Genomic DNA, 23,163 nt, shown 5'->3' on the forward strand with positions numbered 1-23,163 from the left:
TCGTTGCCCCTTGTGCAAAGGGCGGCCCGAAGGCCGCCTTCCGCCCAGGGCCAAGTGTCCGCCTAAGACTGGTTCAAATCAACCCCAGCAGAGCTCCAGGCCCTTCTTGGTGTCGATCGATTCCACGCCAGCGGCCGGCTTGTCGGTGATCAGCGTGGCGCCGGTGTCGAAAAAGGCCTTGCCTTCGGTGTTGGCAGGTTTCTCCCCGGTGTCTGCGAACTTCTTGATCGCCTCGATGCCCATGGAGGCCATCAGCAGCGGATACTGCTGCGACGTGGCGCCGATGACGCCTTCGGCGACGTTCTTCACGCCCGGGCAGCCGCCATCGACCGACACGATGAGCACGTTGCCTTCCATGCCCACGGCCTTCAGCGCTTCATAGGCACCCGCGGCGGAAGGCTCGTTGATGGTATAAATTACGTTGATTCCCGGATCCTTGGTGAGGCAATTTTCCATAGCCTTGCGGCCGCCTTCCTCGTTGCCGTTGGTGACATCGTGGCAGACGTTGCGGGCGTCATCTTCGTCGCCGATCTTGTTGACGTCCTTTGTGTCGATACCGAAGCCGGTCATGAAGCCCTGGTCACGTAGCACGTCCACGGTCGGTTGGCTGGGGTTCAAGTCCATGTAGGCGATCTTGGCGTCGGCAGCCTTGTCGCCGAGCGTTGCCTTGGCCCAGGCGCCGATCAGTTCGCCGGCCTTGAAATTGTCGGTGGCGAAGGTCGAGTCGGCCGAGTCGATCGGATCGAGAGGCGTGTCGAGCGCGATAACGAGAATGCCGGCATCGCGCGCCTTCTTGACCGAATCGACGATCGCCTTGGAGTCGGACGGAACGAGCAGGATCCCTTTGGCGCCGTCGGCGATGCAGGATTCGATGGCCGCGACCTGGCTTTCGTTGTCGCCGTCGATCTTGCCCGCATATGCCTTCAGGTTGATGCCGAGATCGGCAGCCTTTGCCGAGGCGCCTTCCTTCATCTTGACGAAGAAGGGGTTGGTGTCCGTCTTTGTGATCAGGCAGGCGCTCACGTCGGCTGCCGAAGCGGGCGCCGCAAGAGCCATCAGACCTGCCGCCGCGGCGGCGAACACGCTGGTCTTCAAGAATGCAATCTTGGTCACGATTATCCTCCCAGTGAAAAAACCTCACGCCCGGTTCCAGGCGCCGAACGAACACCGCGACGCGATTTTGCCGCCGGTATCCTTCTTCAAAAAACAGGATCGGCGATACTTTGTCAATAATTAAATCACTCTTATTTATTATTGACAGCCATCGTACGCCCCGCCATTCTGACCCAAAGTTTTTGCATGCCTCGGGAGGAGGAATTTTTGGAGACCGGCGGATATAAGCTCGGCTCCCAGGAACTTGGCGACAGCCGGTTCCAACTGGGCACCAACCAGAGCGGCATGCGGGCGCATAATGAGCGCCTCGTGTTCTCGCTGCTGCGCCAGCATGGCAGCCTGGCCAAATCCGACATTGCCCGCATGACCAAGCTTTCCGCGCAAACCGTGTCGGTGATCATGCGCGAATTGGAAACGGACGGGCTGCTGCTGAGGGAAGAGCCCATCCGCGGCAAGATCGGGCAGCCTTCGATCCCGATGTCGCTCAATCCGGAAGGCGCCTTTTTCCTCGGCCTGAAGATCGGGCGTCGCAGCGCGGAGTTGGTGCTTATCGATTTTGTCGGAACGGTGCGCGCCATGCTGCACAGTTCCTACCTCTACCCCGCGCCCGCGGAAACTATGGCCTTTGTGCGCAACGGCATCCGCTCGCTGCGTGGCACGCTTTCGCCCGAGCAGGACCGGCGCATTGCCGGGCTTGGCATCGCCATGCCCTTCGAACTGTGGAACTGGGCCGACACGGTCGGCGCGCCGCGCGGCGCGATGGACCAGTGGCGCAGCCTGGACATCCGAACCGAACTGCAAGCCGAATTCGGCTTTCCGGTCTATCTGCAGAACGATGCGACCTCGGCTTGCGGCGCTGAACTGGTCTTCGGCCGCAGCGGCAATCTGCGCGACTTCGTCTATTTCTACATAGGTGCCTTTGCCGGCGGCGGTGTGGTGCTCAACGGCAGGCTGTATGGAGGTCCGACCGGCAATGCGGGGGCGCTGGGCTCGATGCCAGTGCCCGGCATCGACGGACGTCCGGCTCAGTTGATTGACGTGGCATCCATCGCAATTCTGGAAAAAGCGCTTAAGGAACAGGGGTTTGATGCCTCCTATCTGTGGACCTCGCCGCAGGACTGGGGCAACGTGGGGCCGGAACTCGACCGGTGGATCGAACGCGCCGCCAGCGCGCTCGCCTATGCGATCGTCTCGGCTTCCGCCGTCATCGACTTCGAGGCGGCGGTGGTCGACGGCTGGATGCCCGCCTCGATCCGCGCCCGGCTGGTGACTCTGGTCGCGGAGGCGTTGCGCAAGATCGACGTCGAGGGCCTCGCCGTTCCCCAGGTGCGCGAAGGAACGGTCGGCATCCACGCGCGCGCGCTCGGCGGCGCCAGCCTGCCTCTATCGGAGCGTTTCCTTCTGGGCGGCTCGACCCCGTCCAAGGAAGCCTGAAGTCTTGAACCGCAGGCAACCATGGCCGTTGCAGCAGACCGGGCGCGGTTGTATGGCGGCCGGGCAATCCAAAAAAATGCAATGATTCCCGAGGGAGCAAACAGACCATGATCGTCTGCTGCGGCGAAGCGCTGATCGACATGTTGCCCCGGGAAAGCCGCGGCGGCGAGCCCAGTTTTGCTCCCTATGTCGGAGGCGCGGTGTTCAATACCGCGGTGGCGCTCGGCCGGCTGGACATCCCGGCCGGATTTTTCACCGGTATCTCCACCGACTTTTTCGGGGGCCTGCTCAAGGAAGCTCTGAGCGCCAGCAATGTCGGGCTGGACTATATCAAATTCTCGGACCGGCCGACCACGCTCGCCTTCGTCCGCCTTGTCGATGGCCACGCCACCTACCTCTTCTACGACGAGAACACCGCTGGCCGCATGCTGTTTGAAACCGATCTGCCGGCAATCGGAGCCGGTGTCGAGGCGATGCATTTTTCCTGCATCAGCCTCATCCCTGAACCATGCGGTGCTACCTACGAGGCGCTAATGCGCCGTGAGCACGGCAAGCGGGTGATGATGTTCGATCCGAACATCCGCAAGAACTTCATCAAGGACAAGCCCTCCCACCTCGCCCGCATGAAACGAATGCTGGCCTATGCTGACATTGTGAAATTGTCGGACGAGGATCTCGACTGGTTCGGCGAAACCGGCAGTATGGAAGAGATTGCAGCTCGCTGGCTGGATCTCGGGCCGAAGCTCATGGTGGTGACCCGGGGCGGCGACGGATTGATCGCATTCTCAAAACGCTACAAGGTTTCGACGCCTGCGGAACGGGTCACCGTGGTCGACACGGTCGGGGCGGGAGACACCGTCAATGCCGGCATTCTGGCTAACCTGCGCGACCAGGGATTGCTGACCAAGCGCGCAATCTCGGCGCTGAGCGAGGAACAGATAAGATCGGTGCTTGCCTTCAGCGGCAAGGCGGCGGCGATCACCGTTTCGCGCCCCGGCGCCAATCCGCCCTGGCGGCGTGAGATGAGTAAATAAGCGCCGGGACCGTTTTACCTTTCTGCGGAAAGGTGGCGTCCCTTCAAGAGTGGCCCACCTGAAAAAATAGCCCGATGAAGAGTCGCCGGGACGGCGACTCATTCGAAGCCCCATTCCTTCTTGTTGACAATCGGGACTATCCAAGGCTGATCGGCGAGCGAATTACACCGCTTCCGGTCAGCCTCCCCGTCCGCAGAGCCTTTTTTCGCCCATTCCGTGATCGCATAGTCAGGCGGAAAGGGGCGGTTGGCAGTCAGCGCCATCGATTTCAGTTCACGGTCCCCGCCGGCGATTGTCGCGCGCTTCTGGGCATCGTAACCTTCGGTGACCCAATTCATCTGCCACTCACGAGCTTTCGCCATGCAGACGTGATACCGCGCCAGCATGTAGTGCGCGGCCGCAGCGAGGTTCGAAATCAGGGATGCGCCCGGCTTCTCCCGCCGCTGCCCCACGAGGATAACGCTCCACGCCACGCCGACCCTGCCGCAACAATTCGCGTCGGGAAGACCCGATCGCGCGTAGTCGGTGCCTTTTTCATTGTTGAGGATCGCAGCGTTCGCGGCGGCCAGGGCCTTATCTATGTACTCCTGAACACCTTTGTCATCCAGCCGGGTACACCCCAAATATTCCCGGCCGTCATTGACCTGCTCTAACGGGATTCCATAGTCCTTTATCTCAGCATTCAGTACGACGCAGCGCGCGAATGCGATCCGGTTGTAGCTGACTTCGCCAATCTTGCCCTTGTTTGAGCTGCAATAGCCAAAAAACGCAAATTTATCCATCGCTGGCAAGGCCGCGAAGGCCGGAATGATGTCGAACATAGCCATCCGGGTCAGTGCCGCGACCGCTGCGCCCCATTCCTCTCTGCGGGCCTGCGATACCTTCGCGGCCGCTTCAAGGAAATCCTGCCGGTCCCTCTCGCCCATCGGCTGCTCCCGGGAAATGCACTGATGCCAGGAACGAATACTTGCGCGTTATTCTTGCTGCGGTGGCAGGCCTACCGGACACAACTGCAAAGACTATGATCCTCACCCCACACGGCGTCAATGGCGTGCGGGTCACGCGGACCAACGCGTCGTTAAATTCCGCCGCCGTCGTCGAACTGGGTGTCGGCTACGTCTCGGCGGTCGAGCCAGCGTTCGATCTCCTCGACCATGTCTTCCGGCGAGCGGCCGACCGTCTTCAGATGCAGTTCCGGCTTGGCCGGCGGCTCATAGGGTGAATCTATGCCGGTGAAATTCTTGATCTCGCCGGCGAAGGCCTTTGCATAGAGCCCCTTGGGATCGCGGCGCGCGCATTCCTCCAGCGGCGTGTCGATGAAAATCTCGACGAACTCCCCTTCTCCCAACAGGCTGCGCGCCATGTCGCGCTCGGCACGGAACGGCGAAATGAAGGAGACGATCACCACAAGCCCGGCATCGACCATCAGCCTCGCCACCTCGGCGACCCGGCGGATGTTTTCGACGCGGTCAGCGTCGGAAAAGCCGAGGTCGCGGTTCAGCCCGTGACGAATGTTGTCGCCGTCGAGGGTGTAGGTGTGGCGGCCCGCAGCGTGCAGCTTCTTTTCCAGCAGGTTGGCGACGGTCGACTTGCCGGAGCCCGAGAGGCCGGTAAGCCAAAGTGCGGCCGGCCTTTGGTTGTTGGCGGCGGCACGCGACTTCTTGGTTACGTCCAGCGACTGCCAGTGGATATTGCCGGCACGCCGCAGCGGATGCAGGATCATGCCGGCGCCGGCCGTCGCATTGGTCATGCGGTCGATCAGGATGAAGGCACCGGTGGTGCGGTTCGTGGCAAAGCTGTCGAAGGCGATCGGCGTCTGCAGCGCGATCTTCACCTCCCCCACCTCGTTCATGGCAAGCGACTTCGCCGGCTGGTGCGCCAGGCTGTTGATGTCCAGCCGATGTTCGAGTTCGGTGACCGTGCCGCTCGCCTGGTCAGTGGCGGTGCGTACGATGTAGGAGCGGCCGGGGAGCAGCGCCTGCTCGTCGAACCACACCAGCGTCGCGGCGAACTGGTCGGCAACATCGGGCCGGGCATCCGGCGCGACCAGAATGTTGCCACGCGACACCTCGACCTCGTCCGTGAGCAGCAGCGTGACCGCCTGCCCCTCGACGGCGCGCTTCAGGTCGCCGTCCGCTGTGACAATGCGGCGGACACGCGATTTCTGGCCGGACTTGGCAACCACGACCTCGTCGCCTGCGGCAATCGAACCCGAGGCGACAGTGCCTGCAAAGCCGCGGAAATCGAGGTTCGGCCGGTTCACATATTGCACGGGGAAACGGAACGGCTTTTCGGCGGACGCACCCTCCACGTCCACCATCTCGAGATGTTCGAGCAGCGTCGGACCAGCGTACCACGGCGTGTTTTCGGAGCGAGCAGAGACGTTGTCGCCGTAGCGAGCCGAGATCGGCACCGGCGTCACGCTTAAGAAACCCAGCCCGCGCGCGAACACCGCGTAATCGGCGACGATCTTGTCGAACACTTGTCTGTCGAAGCCGACGAGATCGATCTTGTTGATCGCCAGCACCAGGTGGCGAATGCCGAGCAGCGAAGCGATGATCGAATGCCGGCGGGTCTGTTTCAGCACGCCCTGGCGGGCGTCGATCAGCACAATGGCAAGGTCCGAGGTCGAGGCACCGGTCGCCATGTTACGGGTGTACTGCTCGTGCCCAGGCGTGTCGGCGACGATGAATTTGCGCTTCGGCGTCGAGAAAAAGCGGTATGCGACGTCGATGGTGATACCCTGCTCGCGCTCCGCCTCCAGCCCGTCGACCAGCAGCGCGAAATCGACCTCACTGCCCGTCGTGCCATGGCGGCGCGAGTCGCGTTCCAATGCTGCAAGCTGGTCCTCGAAGATCTGGCGCGTGTCGGAAAGCAGCCGGCCGATAAGCGTCGACTTGCCGTCGTCCACGGAACCGCATGTCAGGAAGCGCAGCAGCGATTTCTGGTCCTTGTTCACGGGTTGGACAACCGGTTCGACGGCCATGCCGACCAGCGCCTCTGCAGTCAAGTGGCGCATTTTTCAGAAATACCCTTCACGCTTCTTCTTTTCCATCGAACCCGCCTCGTCGCGATCGATGGCGCGGCCCTGCCGCTCCGAGGTGGCGGCGGCCAGCGTTTCGCTGACGATGCTCTCGAGGTCGGCGGCATCCGATTCGACGGCGCCGGTCAGCGGGTAACAACCGAGCGTGCGGAAACGCACCATGCGGTTCTCGACCTTTTCGCCCGGGCGCAGTTCCATACGGTCGTCATCCCTGAGGATCAGCATGCCGTCGCGCTCGACCACCGGCCGCTCCTTGGCGAAATACAGCGGCACGATCGGGATCGACTCGCGCTGGATGTATTGCCAGATGTCGGCCTCGGTCCAGTTGGACAGCGGGAAGACGCGGATCGATTCGCCTGCGGCCACGCGGGTGTTGTAGATGCTCCACATCTCCGGACGCTGGTGCTTCGGGTCCCAGACATGCTGCGCGTTGCGGAAGGAGAAGATGCGCTCCTTGGCACGGCTCTTCTCCTCGTCGCGCCTCGCGCCGCCGAAGGCCGCATCGAACCCGTATTTGTCGAGCGCCTGGCGTAGCGCCACCGTCTTCATGATGTGGGTGTGCGTGTTCGAGCCGTGGCTGAACGGCCCGATACCGTCGCGCACGCCGTCCTGGTTGATATGGACGAGAAGGTCGAAGCCGAGCTTTCGCGCCATCTCGTCTCGGAAGGCGATCATCTCTCGGAACTTCCATGTCGTATCGACATGCAGGAATGGGAACGGCGGTTTTGCCGGATAGAACGCCTTTACCGCCAGATGCATGAGTACGGAGGAATCTTTGCCCACGGAATAAAGCATCACCGGCTTGGTGAAGGTGGCGGCAACCTCGCGAAAGATATGGATCGACTCGGCTTCGAGCCGATCGAGATGGGAAAGTTTTGCCAGCATGGTGGTCCAATTGCGAGACGGACGGACCGCCTCGCCATGCGACCGCCCTTAGTTCCGGATTGGTCGGCAGTTTCGCAGAAAGGCGCTTCTTCTCAAGAGGATGCCTACCAAATTGGTGGCGTATCGAGGGTGGAAGTTTCAGTCAAGCGCGAAAGTCTGGAACGTCATTCCAGTAGAACTGGTTCGAGAGGACCCTCGGCGGAATAACTATCCGCCGCTTTCCCTCAAATTCCAGTCGGGCAACACCGCACGCGGCGGGTCAACTTTTGTTTGACGCAGCGAGGCCAGTTCCGGAAAAAACCTGGACAAGATATCCGGCAAGGCCCGGTGAACGCCACGAAGGCCCGCGCCAGCCTATGTAGCCGTCCGGCCGTACGAGGATGGCACGGGCTTCGTGTCCATAGGTTTTCGCAAAGCCGCCCTGACGATCGTGAAGAGCCGTCAGCAAGGGCGTCCCGGCCTGCGGCGTACGCACAATTGCGGCTATCCGGATGAATGGGCACCATTTCCGCTGCATCTCCCGCGCAAAAGAAACAACCTCGTCCAACTCGTCTGAAGCGCCAGAACCGGCCAACTGAATCAGCAGAACATGTTCGGTCCCTCGCAGAACGTCGAAAAGCCGCAGCGGAAAGCCAAGGCCATTCTGGCTCAATCCCAATACGTCTGGCGCGCGGTCACCGGCGGCGGGGCCGGTCATCTCGACAGGGTTCTCGTCGCCGACAAAGGGCGTGCCGCGATAGGAGACGAGAATCTGCGTCTCGGCGAGACGGTCCGGCGCCTTGCCGCGCTCGCGCCCATAATTCTCGCTCGCCGCCTGGGTGCGCTTGACCACGTCCGCGCCGACTGGGCGGCGTTCCGCCTCGTAGCTGTCGAGCAGTTCCGCCCGGGCGACGCCCCGGACAACCAGTGCCAGCTTCCAGGCGAGATTGTAGGCGTCCTGGATGCCAGTATTCATCCCCTGCCCTCCGGTCGGCGGATGGATGTGGGCGGCATCGCCGGCAATGAAGACGCGGCCGCTGCGATAATGCGACGCCAGCCGCATGCTGATGCGGAAGATCGACGACCAGCGAAGGTCCGCGAGGCGCGGCTTGCCGGGAATGAGATCGTCGGCGATGACCTGCAGGTCGGCAAGCGACGGGCCTTTCATCTCAGCCTGGATGCCGTGTTCCGTGCCGCCGGAAGGAACGAGGGCGGGCGGCGCCAGCATCGAGACCCTGTACCGTCCCGGTTCGGGCAGCGGTATTGCAATGAACATGTCGGGCGGGCCGCCCTCGACCGGACGCACCGTGCGGAACGCCACGCCATAGGGCAGGTCCCAGCCGATATGCACGTCGCCCAGCATGAACGGCCACGGATAGGCTTCGCCCTCGAAGCCGATGCCGAGGGCCTTGCGGACGATGCTGTGGGCTCCGTCGCAGCCGACGACGTAAGCGAACAGCCCGCTTTCTAAAGACCCGTCGGCTGTTCGGATCGTCACACCGACGCCGTCGTCATCCTGTTCGAGCCCAGCGAGTTCGGAGCCGCGCTCGACCTCCACTCCAAGGGTGCGCAGATGCTCCGTAAGCACCCGTTCGGTCTCATATTGCGGCAAGCCAAGTTGCTCGAACGGCAGCCCGAGAGGCGGCGCCACCATGTCTTGGGCAGGCTGGTCGGCAATGACTGAACGCATGCCGGTCAGCCACAGCCCCCGCTCGATCATTTTTCGTGCGACGCCCATATCCTCCCAGACTTCAAGCGTGCGTGGCGTCACGCCGATGGCACGGCAATAGGGAAGCGGGCTGGGCGCACGATCGATCAGACGGCAGCGCAATCCGTGCCGGGCGAGTTCGGACGCCATTGTGAGGCCGACAGGTCCGGCGCCCACGACAAGAACGGCGTTTTCCGCGATATCTTTCGTCAATGTTTCGCCCTCCCGGTTTGCAGGTCATTCACGTCTCCCGAGCCTTTCACATTTGCATTACCCACTGGTGACCGACCGGATACGTTCCACAAACTGGAATCCATCCCTTGTTCCACATATGGGAACACGCTACATATTTGTCATGCAGGTCGTAAGCCGGAGAACGCTGATAGCTTCTTGGGAAAAGCACCCGAAAGCCGAGGCTCCGCTGTCGAATTGGTTCGTCGCCGTAAGAGCTGCGGAATGGAGGAGCCCTCAGGACATACGCAACGATTTCAGTTCCGCTGATTTCATCGGCGACGACCGCGTCATTTTCAACATAGGCGGCAACAACTACAGGCTCATCGCGCATGTTAGCGATACCTACAAGAGCTTACTCATCAAGTTTGTCGGCACACATGCCGAGTACGACAGCATAGACCCGGAGACAGTATGATGGAGAACATACGACCGATCCGCACTGAGGAAGACTATGACTGGGCGATCGCCGAGGTGACCAAATATTTCGAGAACGAGCCTGTTGTTGGTACTCCCGATGCAGACCGTTTCGTTATGCTGACCGATCTGATTGAGGCTTACGAGGACAAACACTATCCGATCGAAGCTCTCGATCCTATCTCGCTGATTGCCGACTACATCGAGCGAACCGGCAAGAAGCAGGCTGCGTTGGCTGAGATCATCGGATCAAGATCGAGAGCGTCGGAGATCATGAACCGCAAGCGGGCACTCAATGTAGCGCAAGTGTTTGCGATTTCCCGCGCGTGGAAGCTTCCGGCCGCCGAACTGGTGAAGCCATACCATCTCGATGTTGACGAGCGTGAGCGCGTCGAAACGCAAAAAGGCCCGCGCCAGGCGGGCCTTTGAGAAATTCGAGCCGGCGGCGGGCCGGCGGGCTCACTCAGCGCTTGAGCGAGGCTGGCAGCAGCGACCAGATGGCCGGGGCGATCGCGGAGGCGAGAGCGACCTTGATCAGGTCGGGCACGATGAATGGCGCAACGCCGAACTGCCAGGCCTTTTCGGCGCCGATCAGATGGGCAAGCCAGCCAAAGCCCATCGCCAGCATGACGATCTCGGCGACGAGCAGCGCGGAGAACAGCTTGAACGGATTACGGTCCCATCCGCGGTCGGCGGCCCAGCCGGCGATCGCCGCCATGACCACGAAGCCCGCGAGATAGCCGCCGGTCGGGCCGACCATATAGGCAAGACCGATGCCCTTCTCCGGCGTGCTCTGGAAGACCGGAAAACCAAGCGCGCCCTGGGCGAGATAAAGCAGCAGCGTGGCGACAGCGAGACGGCGGCCGAAGGCGATGGCGATCAGGAACACCGCGAGCGTCTGCAGCGACAGGTCGACGGGGCCGAGCACCACCTTGGTCTTGGCAGAAACCGTCAGCAGCAGCGTTCCGGCCACCGCCAGAAATATCTGCGTCGCCAGGCGCATCGCGCGATTTTCGGGCAGCGCCAGCGAAACAAGCGGGCCGGCGGTTACTGCAGTTGCCATGGTTTTCCCCATCTCCAAAATCGGCGGCCGGACATCCAGCGGTCGGCTTCCGGTATATTGGCTTCCGTGTTAAGCGGCAAACCGTTTTTCGCACCTGCGATACGCCAGACATAATTGATCGCGTTCTCTCTTTTTGTCGGGGAACTACGAATGATGGCATTGGAATTCGATATGCGGTTCGACCCGAAGCATGGCGAAGCGGTCGAGATCGCGGCGGGCGTATCCCGGCTGACCGCACCGAATTCCAGTCCGTTCACCTTTCACGGCACCAACAGCTATATCGTCGGGACACGCAGCCTGGCGGTCATCGATCCGGGCCCGGCCGACGATTCGCATCTGGCCGCGCTGCTCAAGGCCATCGACGGGCGGCCGGTGAGCCATATCTTCGTCACCCACTCACATCGTGACCACTCGCCGCTGGCGCGGCAGCTGGTTGCAGCGACCGGCGCGCCCGTACTCGCGGAAGGCCCGCACCGGCCGGCGCGGGCGATTCATGTCGGCGAGGAATACCGGCTCGATGCGGCCGGCGACGCCGATTTCCGCCCGGACCACGCACTGTCGGACCGGGAAATCGTCGAAGGCGACGGCTGGGCGCTACGCACCGTGCTCACACCCGGCCATGCCGCGAACCACGCCGCCTTCGCGCTCGAAGGGACAGGCATCCTTTTTTCCGGGGATCATGTCATGGCATGGTCGACCACCATCGTCGCGCCGCCCGACGGCTCGATGCCGGACTATATGAATTCCCTCGACCGCCTGCTGGAGCGCGACGACAGCCTGTATTTCCCCGGCCACGGTGGACCGGTCAGGAACCCGCCGGCCTTCGTCCGCGGCCTTCGGACACATCGCAAGATGCGGGAGCGCGCCATCCTCGAACGCATCGCACAGGGCGACCGGCTCATTCCCGACATCGTCGCGGCGATCTATCGCGACACCGACCCAAGGCTGTTTGGCGCGGCCGGCATGTCGGTACTGGCGCATCTCGAAGATCTCGTTGCGCGCGGCGCGATCCTTACCGACGGCCCGCCGGCGCTGGAGGGCGAGTTCAGGCCAGCCTGAAACGGCCCTATTCCGAGGGCGGCACTGCTTCCGGACGCCGGGCGATCTCGGTGTCGAGTTCGGCTAGGAAATCCGCGACCAGCGCGGCATTGTCGCCGAGGTCGTAGCCGCCGTAGGGCGACACCGCGCGCATGTCGACATAGGCCGAACCACTCTCATCGGCGACCCGAACAGCTATGTCGGTGGGAAAGGCGAGGATGGGTGTCGCCGCCCGCGCTTCGATCGTGATTTCCTTTTCCCCGGTCTGGCGACGCGCGTCCGTCCGGACAATCCAGCCTTGCCGCGCCACCAGCGCGTTTGCCACTTCGACCATCTGGTCGACAGACAGGTCGTAGCGGCGGCCGCGGATGGCCGGATCGATGTCCGCTTGGGTCGAGGACGGCGCGTCGGAAACCAGCGCATCGGATTGGGCGCCGACCTCCTCGCCGGCGGCCGAATCCACGAGCGCGGGCGGATCGGCGGTGTCGGTCGAGATGTCGGCAGGAATCGGCAGGGCGATGGCCCGGCAGAAGACGACAGCGAATGGCATCAGCGCGGCCAGGGCCAGGATCGCACCGACGCTCAGATCCCGTCCGCCGAGATCGTTGTCGTTCCAGAAGCGCGAAAAGGCATAGGCCGCGCATGCCAACGCAAGAAGCGCCAGACCGGCCACAAGTCGCGCCACAAGGAAAAAGTCCGAGGGCTCCAGCAGGCCGTAGCGGCGCGACACCCCTGCGGTGAGCAAAAGGACGAGCGAGAAAGCTCCGAGCCGGCGCGCCCAGCCGGCGGCCCGCGTCCGGCGTCTTTCGATATAAGCCGCCATCTCCCTACGCCCGCCGAGAAGTCAGGTCTTCGTGGTAGGACCGTCGCCCCGACCGTGTCCGCGACGGGGCATCACGAACCAATATCAAACCGCCGCTTCCGTCGGCAGGCGATAATCCTTGAACTGCTCGCGCAAGGTCATTTTCTGGATCTTGCCGCTCGCGGTGTGCGGGATTTCGGACACGAAGGCGACGTCGTCCGGCATCCACCATTTGGCGATCTTGCCCTGCATGAATGACAGGATGTCCGCCTTTTCCGGCTCCCTCCCGGGCTTGCGGACGATCACCAGCAGCGGCCGCTCGTCCCATTTGGAATGACGCACGCCGATGACCGCCGCCTCGGCGACGTCGGGATGGCCGACCGCGAGATTTTCGAGATCGATGCTCGAAATCCACTCGCCGCCCGACTTGATGACGTCCTTGGCGCGGTCGGTGATCTGCATGTAGCCGTGGGCGTCGATATGGGCGACGTCGCCGGTGTCGAACCAGCCGTCGGTGGCGAATTGTTCGGGGCTGGCGCCGCCATAATAGGATGCGGCCACCGCGGGGCCGCGCACCTTCAGCCGCCCAAACGTCTTGCCATCCCACGGATGCTCGCGGTCCTCGTCGTCGGTCACCTTCATCTCGACGCCGAAGGGCGCATAACCCTGCTTCTGCTGGATCGCGAGGCGTGCATCTCCTTCGAGATTGTCATATTCCGGCTTCATGGTACACAGGGACCCGAGCGGCGACATCTCGGTCATACCCCAGGCATGCACGACCTCGACGTCGTAGTTTTTCTGAAATTTTTCGGTGATGGCGCGCGGGCAGGCCGAGCCGCCGATAACAACCTTTCTGAGATAAGGCAGTTTCTTGCCGGTCTCCTCAAGATGCTGGAGCAGCATCAGCCACACCGTCGGCACCGCCGCCGTGAAGGTGACCTTTTCGGTGTCGAGCAGTTCGTAGATCGAGGCGCCATCCATCTTGCCGCCAGGCATGACGATCTTGGCACCGACCATCGGCGACGACTGCGCCAGCCCCCAGGCGTTTGCGTGGAACATCGGCACCACGGGCAGCACGGTGTCGCGCGTGGAAATGCCCATGGCGTCCGGCATCGCGGCCATCATGGCATGCAGCACATTCGAGCGATGGCTGTAGATCACGCCCTTGGGATTACCGGTGGTCCCCGAGGTGTAACACATGCCGGCGGCGGTGTTTTCGTCAAAGCTTTTCCAGGCGAAGTCCCCGTCGGCCTCCGCCAGCCATTCCTCATAGGCGACGGCATTGGGCAAGGTGGTCTGCGGCATGTGGGCCTGGTCGGTCAGCACCACCACCTTTTTCGCCGATTTCACGCCGGGGCAGTGTTTCTCGACCAGCGGCAGGAACGTCAGGTCGACGAACAGCAGGCGGTCCTCGGCATGGTTCATGATCCAGACGATCTGATCCGGGAAAAGCCGTGGGTTGAGCGTGTGGTAGATCGCGCCGACGCCCATGGCGCCGTACCAGACCTCGAGGTGCCGGGCGGTGTTCCAGGCGAGCGTCGCGATGCGGTCGCCCAGGCCATAACCGTCGCGCTCCAGCCGCTGCGCGACCCTCAAGGCACGCCGGCGCAGTTCCACATAGTTGGTTCGAACGATCGGACCTTCGACCGAGCGCGACACGATCTCGCGCTCCCCATGCTGGGCGGCGGCGTAATCCAGGATTTTGTGGCAGAGCAAAGGCCACTGCTGCATGAGACCGAGCATCGAAATTCCTCCCGTTTGTTCTTGCTGCAAGTTTTGGGTGGAAGCCGGCGCGATGTCCAGTGGCCGAACGGCGCCCCATACCAAAGGCACGACATCACCCAGTGTCAGAGCCCCGCGTCACATTGCGGCCAATGTCGGCGACAAGCATGCTTGTGGGCGAAACGATCGGTTGGCAGAGCGCGAGGTTTGTCATGGACGCGCAGAAACTCGTCGAGAAACTCGACAAATCGGTGAATGAGGAAACGCCGGCGACGGCGGAGGACGCGCCGGCCGTTAGCGAGGAGCGGTTCGAGGAAATCGTGACGGAGGCGTTGGGTGGCGTCGACGGAACCATGCTGTTCAAGATGCGGATCGACGCGGAGGGTGACGCCGAGCACGTCGCGGCAGCCTTGGTCGGCAATGGCGACACCCGTCATTTCCTGATTCTCTCCCTGCCGGTCGCGGGCGGCCAGTTGCGAGTCGAGCAGGCCGCCAACAGCAAGAGCCCGGTCGCCGGCATTGCCGCGTCGTATGCCGGGCTAGCGGAGGCATTGGCAACGGCGGCTTAGGCGCTCGACGGTTGCTTGGTTCCTGCACGCTCCTGCCATTCCACCCTTGCGGCGCCCCGAAAATGCCCCACATCAAGCGTTCGGCTGCGTGACGCGAGATCGAAGGGATTTTGAGATGAGTTCCAATCCGGCACCGGGCTTCGCCAAGAATCCGTCAAAGGTCATAGTCATCGAACCGCATGAAGGCGTCGTCACCGTCGGCGCCGGCGGCGTCGAGATCGCGCGCTCGTCGCATGCCAAGGTTCTCAGCGAAACGCCCTACCCGGCGGTACTCTATGTCCCGTTCGAAGATATCGACTTCGGGAAACTCTCAAAGACCGCGCATTCGACGCATTGCCCGTACAAGGGCGACGCCAGCTACTGGAGCGTTAAGCCGGCGGGTGACAATGGCGAAAACGCCATGTGGGCCTATGAGGCGCCGTATGATGAGACGATTGCCATCAAGGACCACGGCGCGTTCTACCCGAACAAGGTGCAGATCAAAGCCGGATGAAAGCCGACCATTCGGACGCCAAACCTGAAGGCTTCACGAGGCAAAAACTCCGGTTATAGGAAAAGCTCCACTTTCCTATAACGCAGGTGAATTCGGCGAATCACGCTCGTTGCGCTACTCATACGCAAATTGGGACTACCGCCAATCCTAGCCGCGCGATCCGCAACCGCCGTCGGAGCCCCCGGCGGCGCGCCTCAACTGCCGATCTCGTCGGCGTCCTGAAGCCGAACAAAAGTCACGCCGCGCGCCTTCAGTTGCAGCAGACCTTTCACCAGCCCGGCGCCGGCGGCGTGGGTCGGCTGGTTGATGTGTGCGATGATGACGTCGCCGTCCTTGGCGGCCGCCACGCGCCGCTCGGTCGTCGCCGCCGGCAGCAGCGAGCCGCCGTCGGCGTTGATCGAAAAGCCGGCAACCCGGAATCCGAGAGCTTCGATTTCCTTCAGCGATGTCGCGTCGTATTTGGCCGCGGCGCCACGGAACCAATGCGGGGTATCGCCGCCGGCCTTTCCGATCGCGGCCGCGCCGCCTTGCACTTCAGCATCCACGGCTTCAAGGCTGCCCGCGGCCTTCAGGCCGTAGACATGAACGGGCGCATCGACGGCCGGAACATGGCGCGCGCCGTGATTCTCGATCTCAAACAGGTCGGGATGCGCCCGCATGATAGCGAAGGCCACGGCATTGCGCTTCAGCCAAAGGCCGGTGACGAAAATGGTCGCCGAAATCTTATTGTCGACCAGGGCCGTCAGGATGCGGCTGTCGGTGTGCCCGCCGCAGGCATCCAGCGTCAGCGCGACGCGCGTTCCTCCGCCCGCGGACTTCTTCAGATGCAGCGTCGGTTCGACCAATTGGCCCGCCGATGCCGCGTCAAAAAGCGTCGGAAGAAAAAGAATGGCGACGAGCATGTTGCGCAACGGGTTCATGAATACTTAGGCCCAGCCGTGTTCAGATAGGGTCAGACGGCCATATCGCGGCTTATTCGTGACCGATGATGATCAAGAAAATTTGCGACGCCGGCGCTTGGTCCCGGCTCAATCATGCGCTAGCAAGTCAGGCGCAAGGTTCATCTTCAACTGGCGCATTCGCAACAGTGAAGTGTCTATAGCCTCGCGCCACGCCGGCCCTCTATCACGTGCTTCGCGATACCTTTCCCTCAGATCTTCCAGACGCGCGGTTTCCTCCAAGGCCTTGACGAGGTTTCCCGCCTGTTCGAGATCTTTCATGTCTTTACCGCTGCCGATCCGGCGGCGGGCCGCGACAACCAGCTTGTGAATGGCAAAGCGCGCCGGATCAGGAACGGTCACGGGAATCCCACCCTTGTGCAGCAGTACTGTCCGGACCGGCTCATAGATGAGAAAGTCAAGGAATCGGAGCGGCTCGGCGGCCGCTCCCCCCAAGGAAGGCATTTTCGCAGGTTTTCCGGAAAACTCGTCGCTGCCTCGATTGGGCGTGAGAAAGTCGACCCGAAGTCCACCATCAGCCACATATCTCGTCGATCCTTGTGCGTCATTGAGGGCAGGCGCTGCTCGAAAACTGCTATCGACCTCGTGCAATACATCGAGAACGGGCGGGATCGTATCGTCCACTGCGACGGAGATGGAATGGAACTGAGCCACATCTATGTCGCCAGTCTGCATTGCCGAACCGGAAAACCGATATCCCAAGACCGTGCCGTAAGTTTGGTATGCCACCGTTCCCACCAGACAGGCGCGCAGACGGAACAAGCCGGCTTTCCAAAAAGCTTCGATGAGGTCACCAACCCGCCGCTCCGGGCTAAAGAGGCGGCCTTCGCGAACGAGCGTCGAGACGATTTTCCTTCGTGCCTGAAAATCGGTTTTCAATTCTCGAAATTTCTGAACTCGGCTAGTCAGTTCTGCGTCGTCGACCGGTCCAACATATTTACGTCCATCTTTCTGCCCATCGCGCTGGGAAAATTTGTAATACCAGTAGCTTCTGCCTTCGACAGGCACTTCGATAAACGTTCCCGTTTCTGAAAAATCCGAATCAAATTGCGCATCAAGGGCGCGATCGAGCAATTCCGCGGCCATCGTCGTGTAAATAATATCGAGTCGGCGACCCATGAATGGCTATACCCACTTTGCAAATTGGTTATAGCTTGATACGCGGCTGCTGGCTGCGTATCAAGCTATAACCAATTTGCAAAGTGGGTATAGCCATTCATGGGTCGAATTTGGCCTGCGGAAACGGCGCTCCGGCTGCCACAAATAATGCTTTTCTTTCAGCGGTCGACCCGTCGGCCTATTTTCCCGTGCCACAGTCCAGCTTTTTAAGAACGCCGAAGGATGCAAAACCCATCGAGCCGGTCTCCTACGCCCCACTCTGTCCGCCGTCGCGCGGCCGGGAGGAGCCAAAGCGCTGGAATATCGCCAGGCCGACCGTCATCGCCACGCCGACCAGAAGCAGCAGCACCGGATAGACCAACAGCTTGATGTCGTCCTGCGTGGTCTTGAAGACCAGCACGAGGCCCTCCAGGAAGATGGCGATCGAAATGATGGAGATGAATTTCGAAAAATTCTCGCGGAAGCCGGACGCCGCGTCGTGGCGGCCCATCACTTCCTCCTCGATCAGATGTTTTGCGACATCGATGATGGCGATGGCGATGACGACGTAGCCGATCGAATCGATGATGGTGTAGCCGAAGTCGCCCGAGGCCAGGACGGTCAGCAACGCGACGAAAGCCGCGCCGACCTGGTAGGCGGCAAAGGCCATCAGCGACGCGGCGAGCACAATCAGGAAACCTGCTGCTATCGCGAAAAGATACCGGCTGAACCGCGCCATTTGCCCTCCGGCCATTTCCACGATGCCGCCCGTATGTTGCTCATCCGATGCGGACTGCCAAGGGGCAGTATCGCGGTGAGGTTCGGCAATGCTTCGCCTAAAGCTGTGCTTCGATGGCAGCCTTATCGATCACTGACCATACCTCGCAAATCCTGCCGTTCCGAAATTCGTAAAATACATTCTCCGTGAACGACACTCTCCGACCGTTGACTTCAAGCCCGAGGAATTTTCCCACAGGCCTACAGTCGAAGCCGAGCCGGCTCGCTACGTAGGGCGGATCGGAAACCAGCAGCCGGATATCGAAACAAAGATCGGGAATCTCGCGAAAATCCCTTTCCAGCATCTCGCGATACCCCGACAGCCCGATCCGCTGGCCGTTGTGGGCGGCATCGTCATCCACAAACCGTCCCAGACTCGGCCAGTCCTGCATGTTCAGGCAATCGATGTAGTCCCGATAGACTTCACAGAGTTCGCCTTTGGTCATCGTGATTTTTCTCAGTGACCGAGGGGACGAGCCTACCCCTTATTCACCGCCGCCTGCGCTGCCGCCAGCCGCGCGATCGGCACGCGGAAGGGGGAGCACGACACGTAATCCAGCCCGACCTTCTCGCAGAAATGGATCGAGGCGGGGTCGCCGCCGTGCTCGCCGCAGATGCCGAGCTTTATAGCAGGGCGCGTCGCCCTGCCCTTTTCGGCAGCGATGTGCACCAGTTCGCCGACGCCGTCGACGTCGATCGACACGAACGGATCCCGGTCGATGATGCCCTTCTGCCGGTAAGTCTCGAGGAACATCGCGGCATCGTCGCGCGAAATGCCGAAGGTGGTCTGCGTCAAATCGTTGGTTCCGAAGGAAAAGAACTCGGCACTCTCGGCGATCACATGGGCGCGGATGGCGGCGCGCGGCAACTCGATCATCGTACCGGTGAGGTAATCGATCGTGGTGCCGGTCTCAGCCATGACCGCCGCCGCCACGACGTCGATGCGCGCCTTGACAAAATCCAGCTCCTTCTTCAGCCCGACCAGCGGAACCATGATTTCCGGAACCACAGGCTTGCCGGTCTTCTTGCCGGCCTCGACCGCGGCTTCGAACATGGCGCGCGCCTGCATCTCGGCGATTTCGGGATAGGAGATCGCCAGCCGGCAGCCGCGATGGCCAAGCATCGGGTTGAACTCGTGCAGCGCCTCTGTGCGGTGGCGGAGTTTTTCCGCCGGCACGTTCAGCACGGACGCGACTTCCTCGAATTCCTTCTCGGTCTTGGGTAGGAACTCGTGCAGCGGCGGGTCGAGCAGGCGGATGGTGACCGGAAGGCCGGCCATGATCTCGAACAGTTCGACGAAGTCGGAGCGCTGCATGGGCAGCAGCTTGTCGAGCGCGGCCCGGCGGCCCTTCTCGTTGTCGGCCAAAATCATCTCGCGCATGGCGATGATGCGGTCGCCATCGAAGAACATGTGCTCGGTGCGGCAGAGCCCGATGCCCTCGGCGCCGAAGGAGCGCGCCATGCGCGCATCGGCAGGCGTCTCGGCATTGGCGCGCACCTTCATGCGCCGCGACTTGTCGGCCCATTCCATGATCGCGGCGAAGTCGCCGGAAAGCTCCGGCTGCAGCATGGCGACGGCGCCCTTCAGCACCTGCCCGGTGCCGCCGTCGATGGTGATGACGTCGCCCTTCTTCAGCGTATGGCCCATGGCGACCAGCGTGCCGAGGCGGTAGTCGACCCGCAGCGAACCGGCGCCCGACACGCAGGGCTTGCCCATGCCGCGCGCCACCACGGCCGCGTGGCTGGTCATACCGCCGCGCGTGGTCAGGATGCCTTCGGCGGCATGCATGCCGTGGATGTCTTCCGGGCTGGTCTCGACGCGCACCAGGATGACCTTGCGGCCGGCCTTTTTCGCATCCTCGGCCTCCGCGGAGGAAAACACGATCTCGCCGGTCGCGGCGCCCGGCGAGGCGGGCAGGCCCGTGCCGATGACATCACGCTGCGCCTTCGGGTCGATCGTCGGATGCAGCAGCTGGTCGAGCGAGGCGGGGTCGATGCGCGCCACGGCCTCCGCATGGGTTATCAACCCTTCGTTGGCCATGTCGACAGCCGCCTTCAGCGCGGCCTTCGCCGTACGCTTGCCGGAACGGGTCTGCAGCATCCACAATTTGCCGCGCTCGATGGTAAATTCGAGGTCCTGCATGTCGCGGTAATGCTTTTCCAGGCGCTCGCAGATGCCGACGAAAGACGAAAACGCCTCGGGCATCAGCTTCTGCAGCGAGGGCTTGTCGGAGCCGGCGGCGATGCGCGCCTTCTCCGTGATGTTCTGCGGCGTGCGGATGCCGGCCACCACGTCCTCGCCCTGGGCATTGACCAGAAACTCGCCGTAGAGCGCCTTTTCGCCGGTCGAAGGATTGCGGGTGAATGCGACGCCGGTGGCGGAGGTTTCGCCCATATTCCCGAACACCATGGCCTGGACATTGACCGCAGTGCCCCAGCTTTCGGGAATGTCGTGCAGGCGGCGGTAGGTGATGGCCCGCGCGTTCATCCAGCTCGAGAAGACCGCGCCAATCGCGCCCCAGAGCTGCTCGTCGGGATCCTGCGGAAACGGCTTTCCGAGTTCCTCCTCGACCTTGGCCTTGTAAAGCGCGATCACGCTCTGCCAGTCCTTGGCCGAGAATTCGGTGTCGAGTTCGTAGCCGCGCTGCGCCTTTTCGTCCTCAAGGATTTCCTCGAACACTTCGTGGTCGAGGCCCATCACAACGTCGGAATACATCTGGATGAAGCGCCGGTAGCTGTCATAGGCGAAGCGCGCGTCGCCCGAATCCTTCGCCAGCGCCTCGACGGTCACGTCGTTGAGGCCGAGGTTCAGAACCGTGTCCATCATGCCCGGCATCGATGCGCGAGCCCCGGAGCGAACCGAGACCAGCAACAGGTTTTCGGGGTCGCCGAAACGCCGGCCGGCGATCTTGCCGACCTCGGCCAGCGCATCCTTCACCTGCCCGGCAAGCTCCGCCGGATGCACGTTGCCGTTGGCGTAGTAGATATTGCAGGCCTGGGTGGTGATGGTGAAGCCGGGCGGCACGGGCAGGCCCAGGCTGCACATCTCGGCAAGGTTGGCGCCCTTGCCGCCGAGCAGGTTCCTGTCGCCGGCACGCCCCTCGGCCGCTCCGTCGCCGAAGGTATAAACCCATTTGGTCATGCTCGCTCCTCGCCTCGACCGCCGGCCCCATCGGCAGCGATATTGTGGTGCAGTGCGAAAGACAAGATGCGGCGCGGCGGCTTGGAACCCTACAATCGATTAGAAGGTTCCCTCCTTTCGCGGCTTGCAATCGCGGCGCTGCAGATATAGAACATATCAGGAACATGCAGGGGCATATCATGAAAGAGACAGGAAAGCTCGACTATCTCGAACTGCCGGCCGCGCATGGCACGCTGGACAGCATGAAAGCGTTCTACAGCGCTGCTTTCTCCTGGTCCTTCACCGACTACGGGCCGACCTATTCGGCGTTCGACGAGGGGCTGGAAGGCGGCTTCCAGGCCGACAGCGCGGAGGCGCCGGCAAAACCGCTGCCGGTGCTCTATTCGGAGGCGCTGGACGACACATACGATGCCGTGGAAAACGCCGGCGGCAAAATCGTCAAGCCGATCTTCTCGTTCCCCGGCGGACGGCGTTTTCATTTCGTCGACCCGGCCGGCAATGAGTTGGCGGTATGGGGAGAGTAACCGGCGCCGCGCCAGATTCGCTCGGTAAGCGATCGACGCGGAAAGCAGCGATATGACAATTGCGCTTCACCGGCACTCTGCCTATAAGGCGGCGTTTCCGGCGTTCGCGCCGGACCGTTGGGGCGTAGCCAAGCGGTAAGGCAGCGGTTTTTGGTACCGCCATCCCCTGGTTCGAATCCAGGCGCCCCAGCCAATCCTCTATTATATATTAAAATCAAATACTTAGAGCGATCGGACAAATGGCAGCCGGAACAGTTTCCGGGTCACAAAACCGCAAGACGGCTATTAGATGGAACGGGCTGAGCCGGAGGACCAGCACGGCGCCGAGCAGGGGATGCATGTTTGCCTGGTCGACGGCACGGTGCTCTGGGACCGTCATATTGAGAAAAAAGTGAATGGCTGGGACTCCTGGACAGTAATCCAGCCAATATTCAAGGGCATGAAATCGCCTAACTAACTGCCATTATTGACCTTTTTCGGACGAAGTTGTAACACCGGGATGCTACACAGGGTCCGAAAATGGCGCGAATTAGCTACCTCCTACGACGCGGCGCGAGCTACTACGCCCGCGTCAGGTTCCCATAGACCTCATTGATAGCTTCGGCAAAAGGAGGTTGTGAAGGCGCTCGGCACGAAGGCGAGGCTAAGCGGCGCATGTGGCCCGTAGTGGAGGCATGGAACCGGGAATTCCATGACGTGCGCACCCGCCGTCTGCTGACGCTTGACGACAAGGCGGACGCGACGTGGCAGCACTACACGGCGAGCCTTGAACGTGACGAGCGCACCCGGCAGGCGATGCCGACCGCTGCCGACATCGACGCGGCCAAGCAAGCGGCGATTGCGCGAGTGCAGCGCGAGAACATCGACATCAAAAACCCTGATGGACGCGGCGCTTGACGTTCAAGTCGTGAAGGGCCGGCGCGAGTTCGATGAATACGCCCGCCGCGCCAAGCTGGACGCAATGCGGAAGCACCTAGCAGCCGGCGAGACGGAGCGCCAGATTTTCACCGCTCAGCCGCCCAAAAAGACGCTCAATCAGATCCGGCGTCCGATGACTGACAGGTCGTAGGCAGGGACGATTATCGCTGCCAGTCGTCTCATCGTACGACAGTTCAAAATCCATCCCCGTCGA

22 protein-coding genes and 1 tRNA gene are annotated in these 23,163 nt (G+C 62.0%); 10 read left to right on the forward strand and 13 right to left on the reverse strand.

Annotated features, from left to right (window positions below; all coding sequences use genetic code 11):
* Nucleotides 1-78: 78 nt before the first annotated feature.
* Nucleotides 79-1,095: a sugar ABC transporter substrate-binding protein gene (locus ABMA59_RS05200; protein ID WP_425475871.1), complete on the reverse strand. Its 1,017-nt coding sequence runs from the start codon at nucleotides 1,093-1,095 to the stop codon at nucleotides 79-81.
* Nucleotides 1,096-1,320: 225 nt separating this feature from the next.
* Here ABMA59_RS05200 and ABMA59_RS05205 point away from each other — a divergent pair, with 225 nt between their 5' ends.
* Both ABMA59_RS05205 and ABMA59_RS05210 read left to right on the forward strand, forming a co-directional pair.
* Nucleotides 1,321-2,547 (forward strand): ROK family transcriptional regulator, encoded by a 1,227-nt coding sequence (locus ABMA59_RS05205; protein WP_349004246.1) that lies wholly within the window; start codon nucleotides 1,321-1,323, stop codon nucleotides 2,545-2,547.
* Nucleotides 2,548-2,654: 107 nt separating this feature from the next.
* Nucleotides 2,655-3,581 carry a carbohydrate kinase family protein gene (locus ABMA59_RS05210; protein WP_349004247.1) on the forward strand — a complete coding sequence of 309 codons (927 nt, stop codon included), beginning with the start codon at nucleotides 2,655-2,657 and terminating at the stop codon, nucleotides 3,579-3,581.
* A gap of 98 nt (nucleotides 3,582-3,679) precedes the next feature.
* On the opposite strand, the gene ABMA59_RS05215 is transcribed toward ABMA59_RS05210, so the two are convergent.
* The 4 genes from ABMA59_RS05215 to ABMA59_RS05230 form a co-directional block, all read right to left on the reverse strand.
* The gene (locus ABMA59_RS05215; protein WP_349004248.1) at nucleotides 3,680-4,507 is read right to left on the reverse strand and encodes a hypothetical protein; all 828 of its coding nucleotides are present in this window, start codon (nucleotides 4,505-4,507) and stop codon (nucleotides 3,680-3,682) included.
* Nucleotides 4,508-4,659: 152 nt separating this feature from the next.
* Nucleotides 4,660-6,600, reverse strand: a complete 1,941-nt coding sequence (cysN, locus tag ABMA59_RS05220; protein ID WP_349004249.1) for a sulfate adenylyltransferase subunit CysN — start codon at nucleotides 6,598-6,600, stop codon at nucleotides 4,660-4,662.
* Nucleotides 6,601-6,603: 3 nt separating this feature from the next.
* Nucleotides 6,604-7,509 (reverse strand): sulfate adenylyltransferase subunit CysD, encoded by a 906-nt coding sequence (gene cysD / locus ABMA59_RS05225; protein WP_349004250.1) that lies wholly within the window; start codon nucleotides 7,507-7,509, stop codon nucleotides 6,604-6,606.
* Between the two features lie 259 nt (nucleotides 7,510-7,768).
* Nucleotides 7,769-9,409 (reverse strand): FAD-dependent monooxygenase, encoded by a 1,641-nt coding sequence (locus tag ABMA59_RS05230; protein ID WP_349004251.1) that lies wholly within the window; start codon nucleotides 9,407-9,409, stop codon nucleotides 7,769-7,771.
* A 142-nt stretch (nucleotides 9,410-9,551) separates the two neighbouring features.
* Between ABMA59_RS05230 and ABMA59_RS05235 the strand changes: the two genes are divergently transcribed.
* Together ABMA59_RS05235 and ABMA59_RS05240 are read left to right on the forward strand one after the other, a co-directional pair.
* A complete protein-coding gene (locus ABMA59_RS05235) occupies nucleotides 9,552-9,845 on the forward strand; it encodes a type II toxin-antitoxin system HigB family toxin (protein ID WP_349004252.1) in 294 nt (97 codons plus the stop codon).
* On the forward strand, nucleotides 9,845-10,273 hold the full coding sequence (locus ABMA59_RS05240; RefSeq protein ID WP_349004253.1) for a helix-turn-helix domain-containing protein: 429 nt from the start codon (nucleotides 9,845-9,847) through the stop codon (nucleotides 10,271-10,273). The genes ABMA59_RS05235 and ABMA59_RS05240 overlap by 1 nt, the downstream gene beginning before the upstream one ends.
* Before the next feature lie 34 nt (nucleotides 10,274-10,307).
* On the opposite strand, the gene ABMA59_RS05245 is transcribed toward ABMA59_RS05240, so the two are convergent.
* Entirely contained in the window at nucleotides 10,308-10,907 is a 600-nt protein-coding gene (locus ABMA59_RS05245) for a biotin transporter BioY (RefSeq protein ID WP_349004254.1), read from the reverse strand.
* Between the two features lie 153 nt (nucleotides 10,908-11,060).
* On the opposite strand from ABMA59_RS05245, the gene ABMA59_RS05250 reads away from it, so the two are divergent.
* Entirely contained in the window at nucleotides 11,061-11,966 is a 906-nt protein-coding gene (locus tag ABMA59_RS05250; RefSeq protein ID WP_349004644.1) for an MBL fold metallo-hydrolase, read from the forward strand.
* 7 nt (nucleotides 11,967-11,973) lie between these two features.
* Here ABMA59_RS05250 and ABMA59_RS05255 read toward each other — a convergent pair whose 3' ends face one another.
* On the reverse strand, nucleotides 11,974-12,768 hold the full coding sequence (locus ABMA59_RS05255; protein ID WP_349004255.1) for a DUF1499 domain-containing protein: 795 nt from the start codon (nucleotides 12,766-12,768) through the stop codon (nucleotides 11,974-11,976).
* 84 nt (nucleotides 12,769-12,852) lie between these two features.
* A complete protein-coding gene (locus tag ABMA59_RS05260) occupies nucleotides 12,853-14,490 on the reverse strand; it encodes a fatty-acid--CoA ligase (protein WP_349004256.1) in 1,638 nt (545 codons plus the stop codon).
* Nucleotides 14,491-14,681: 191 nt separating this feature from the next.
* Here ABMA59_RS05260 and ABMA59_RS05265 point away from each other — a divergent pair, with 191 nt between their 5' ends.
* Complete coding sequence (locus ABMA59_RS05265; protein ID WP_349004257.1) at nucleotides 14,682-15,038, forward strand: hypothetical protein; 357 nt, start codon at nucleotides 14,682-14,684, stop codon at nucleotides 15,036-15,038.
* 115 nt (nucleotides 15,039-15,153) lie between these two features.
* The gene (locus tag ABMA59_RS05270) at nucleotides 15,154-15,531 is read left to right on the forward strand and encodes a DUF427 domain-containing protein (protein ID WP_349004258.1); all 378 of its coding nucleotides are present in this window, start codon (nucleotides 15,154-15,156) and stop codon (nucleotides 15,529-15,531) included.
* A 194-nt stretch (nucleotides 15,532-15,725) separates the two neighbouring features.
* Here ABMA59_RS05270 and ABMA59_RS05275 read toward each other — a convergent pair whose 3' ends face one another.
* The 5 genes from ABMA59_RS05275 to ppdK all read right to left on the reverse strand — a co-directional run bounded on the left by ABMA59_RS05275 (nucleotide 15,726) and on the right by ppdK (nucleotide 21,507).
* On the reverse strand, nucleotides 15,726-16,451 hold the full coding sequence (locus ABMA59_RS05275; RefSeq protein ID WP_425475865.1) for a polysaccharide deacetylase family protein: 726 nt from the start codon (nucleotides 16,449-16,451) through the stop codon (nucleotides 15,726-15,728).
* 108 nt (nucleotides 16,452-16,559) lie between these two features.
* Nucleotides 16,560-17,609, reverse strand: coding sequence for a nucleotidyltransferase family protein (locus tag ABMA59_RS05280; protein WP_349004259.1), 1,050 nt, complete (start codon nucleotides 17,607-17,609; stop codon nucleotides 16,560-16,562).
* Between the two features lie 247 nt (nucleotides 17,610-17,856).
* The gene (locus ABMA59_RS05285; RefSeq protein ID WP_349004260.1) at nucleotides 17,857-18,327 is read right to left on the reverse strand and encodes a GNAT family acetyltransferase; all 471 of its coding nucleotides are present in this window, start codon (nucleotides 18,325-18,327) and stop codon (nucleotides 17,857-17,859) included.
* A gap of 97 nt (nucleotides 18,328-18,424) precedes the next feature.
* The gene (locus ABMA59_RS05290) at nucleotides 18,425-18,811 is read right to left on the reverse strand and encodes an ester cyclase (protein WP_349004261.1); all 387 of its coding nucleotides are present in this window, start codon (nucleotides 18,809-18,811) and stop codon (nucleotides 18,425-18,427) included.
* Nucleotides 18,812-18,843: 32 nt separating this feature from the next.
* Nucleotides 18,844-21,507 carry a pyruvate, phosphate dikinase gene (gene ppdK, locus ABMA59_RS05295; RefSeq protein WP_349004262.1) on the reverse strand — a complete coding sequence of 888 codons (2,664 nt, stop codon included), beginning with the start codon at nucleotides 21,505-21,507 and terminating at the stop codon, nucleotides 18,844-18,846.
* A 179-nt stretch (nucleotides 21,508-21,686) separates the two neighbouring features.
* On the opposite strand from ppdK, the gene ABMA59_RS05300 reads away from it, so the two are divergent.
* From ABMA59_RS05300 to ABMA59_RS05310, 3 genes are all read left to right on the forward strand, one after another.
* Nucleotides 21,687-22,031: a VOC family protein gene (locus ABMA59_RS05300; RefSeq protein ID WP_349004263.1), complete on the forward strand. Its 345-nt coding sequence runs from the start codon at nucleotides 21,687-21,689 to the stop codon at nucleotides 22,029-22,031.
* A 118-nt stretch (nucleotides 22,032-22,149) separates the two neighbouring features.
* Nucleotides 22,150-22,224: transfer RNA gene (locus ABMA59_RS05305), tRNA-Gln, on the forward strand.
* Between the two features lie 461 nt (nucleotides 22,225-22,685).
* Nucleotides 22,686-22,928 carry a hypothetical protein gene (locus ABMA59_RS05310; RefSeq protein ID WP_349004264.1) on the forward strand — a complete coding sequence of 81 codons (243 nt, stop codon included), beginning with the start codon at nucleotides 22,686-22,688 and terminating at the stop codon, nucleotides 22,926-22,928.
* Nucleotides 22,929-23,163: the final 235 nt, after the last annotated feature.

This window comes from Mesorhizobium yinganensis (assembly GCF_040081985.1).
Lineage (GTDB): Bacteria > Pseudomonadota > Alphaproteobacteria > Rhizobiales > Rhizobiaceae > Kumtagia > Kumtagia yinganensis.

What these genes read in the sequence shown, in the direction of transcription:
- ABMA59_RS05285 (WP_349004260.1), bottom strand. Translation starts at nt 18,327, where the DNA reads ATGGCGCGGTTCAGCCGGTATCTTTTCGCGATAGCAGCAGGTTTCCTG.
- ABMA59_RS05255 (WP_349004255.1), bottom strand. Translation starts at nt 12,768, where the DNA reads ATGGCGGCTTATATCGAAAGACGCCGGACGCGGGCCGCCGGCTGGGCG.
- ABMA59_RS05235 (WP_349004252.1), top strand. Translation starts at nt 9,552, where the DNA reads ATGCAGGTCGTAAGCCGGAGAACGCTGATAGCTTCTTGGGAAAAGCAC.
- ABMA59_RS05300 (WP_349004263.1), top strand. Translation starts at nt 21,687, where the DNA reads ATGAAAGAGACAGGAAAGCTCGACTATCTCGAACTGCCGGCCGCGCAT.
- ABMA59_RS05245 (WP_349004254.1), bottom strand. Translation starts at nt 10,907, where the DNA reads ATGGCAACTGCAGTAACCGCCGGCCCGCTTGTTTCGCTGGCGCTGCCC.
- ABMA59_RS05210 (WP_349004247.1), top strand. Translation starts at nt 2,655, where the DNA reads ATGATCGTCTGCTGCGGCGAAGCGCTGATCGACATGTTGCCCCGGGAA.
- ABMA59_RS05290 (WP_349004261.1), bottom strand. Translation starts at nt 18,811, where the DNA reads ATGACCAAAGGCGAACTCTGTGAAGTCTATCGGGACTACATCGATTGC.
- ABMA59_RS05275 (WP_425475865.1), bottom strand. Translation starts at nt 16,451, where the DNA reads ATGAACCCGTTGCGCAACATGCTCGTCGCCATTCTTTTTCTTCCGACG.
- cysN (WP_349004249.1), bottom strand. Translation starts at nt 6,600, where the DNA reads ATGCGCCACTTGACTGCAGAGGCGCTGGTCGGCATGGCCGTCGAACCG.
- ABMA59_RS05250 (WP_349004644.1), top strand. Translation starts at nt 11,061, where the DNA reads ATGGCATTGGAATTCGATATGCGGTTCGACCCGAAGCATGGCGAAGCG.
- ppdK (WP_349004262.1), bottom strand. Translation starts at nt 21,507, where the DNA reads ATGACCAAATGGGTTTATACCTTCGGCGACGGAGCGGCCGAGGGGCGT.
- cysD (WP_349004250.1), bottom strand. Translation starts at nt 7,509, where the DNA reads ATGCTGGCAAAACTTTCCCATCTCGATCGGCTCGAAGCCGAGTCGATC.
- ABMA59_RS05280 (WP_349004259.1), bottom strand. Translation starts at nt 17,609, where the DNA reads ATGGGTCGCCGACTCGATATTATTTACACGACGATGGCCGCGGAATTG.
- ABMA59_RS05215 (WP_349004248.1), bottom strand. Translation starts at nt 4,507, where the DNA reads ATGGGCGAGAGGGACCGGCAGGATTTCCTTGAAGCGGCCGCGAAGGTA.
- ABMA59_RS05240 (WP_349004253.1), top strand. Translation starts at nt 9,845, where the DNA reads ATGGAGAACATACGACCGATCCGCACTGAGGAAGACTATGACTGGGCG.
- ABMA59_RS05265 (WP_349004257.1), top strand. Translation starts at nt 14,682, where the DNA reads ATGGACGCGCAGAAACTCGTCGAGAAACTCGACAAATCGGTGAATGAG.
- ABMA59_RS05310 (WP_349004264.1), top strand. Translation starts at nt 22,686, where the DNA reads ATGTGGCCCGTAGTGGAGGCATGGAACCGGGAATTCCATGACGTGCGC.
- ABMA59_RS05260 (WP_349004256.1), bottom strand. Translation starts at nt 14,490, where the DNA reads ATGCTCGGTCTCATGCAGCAGTGGCCTTTGCTCTGCCACAAAATCCTG.
- ABMA59_RS05270 (WP_349004258.1), top strand. Translation starts at nt 15,154, where the DNA reads ATGAGTTCCAATCCGGCACCGGGCTTCGCCAAGAATCCGTCAAAGGTC.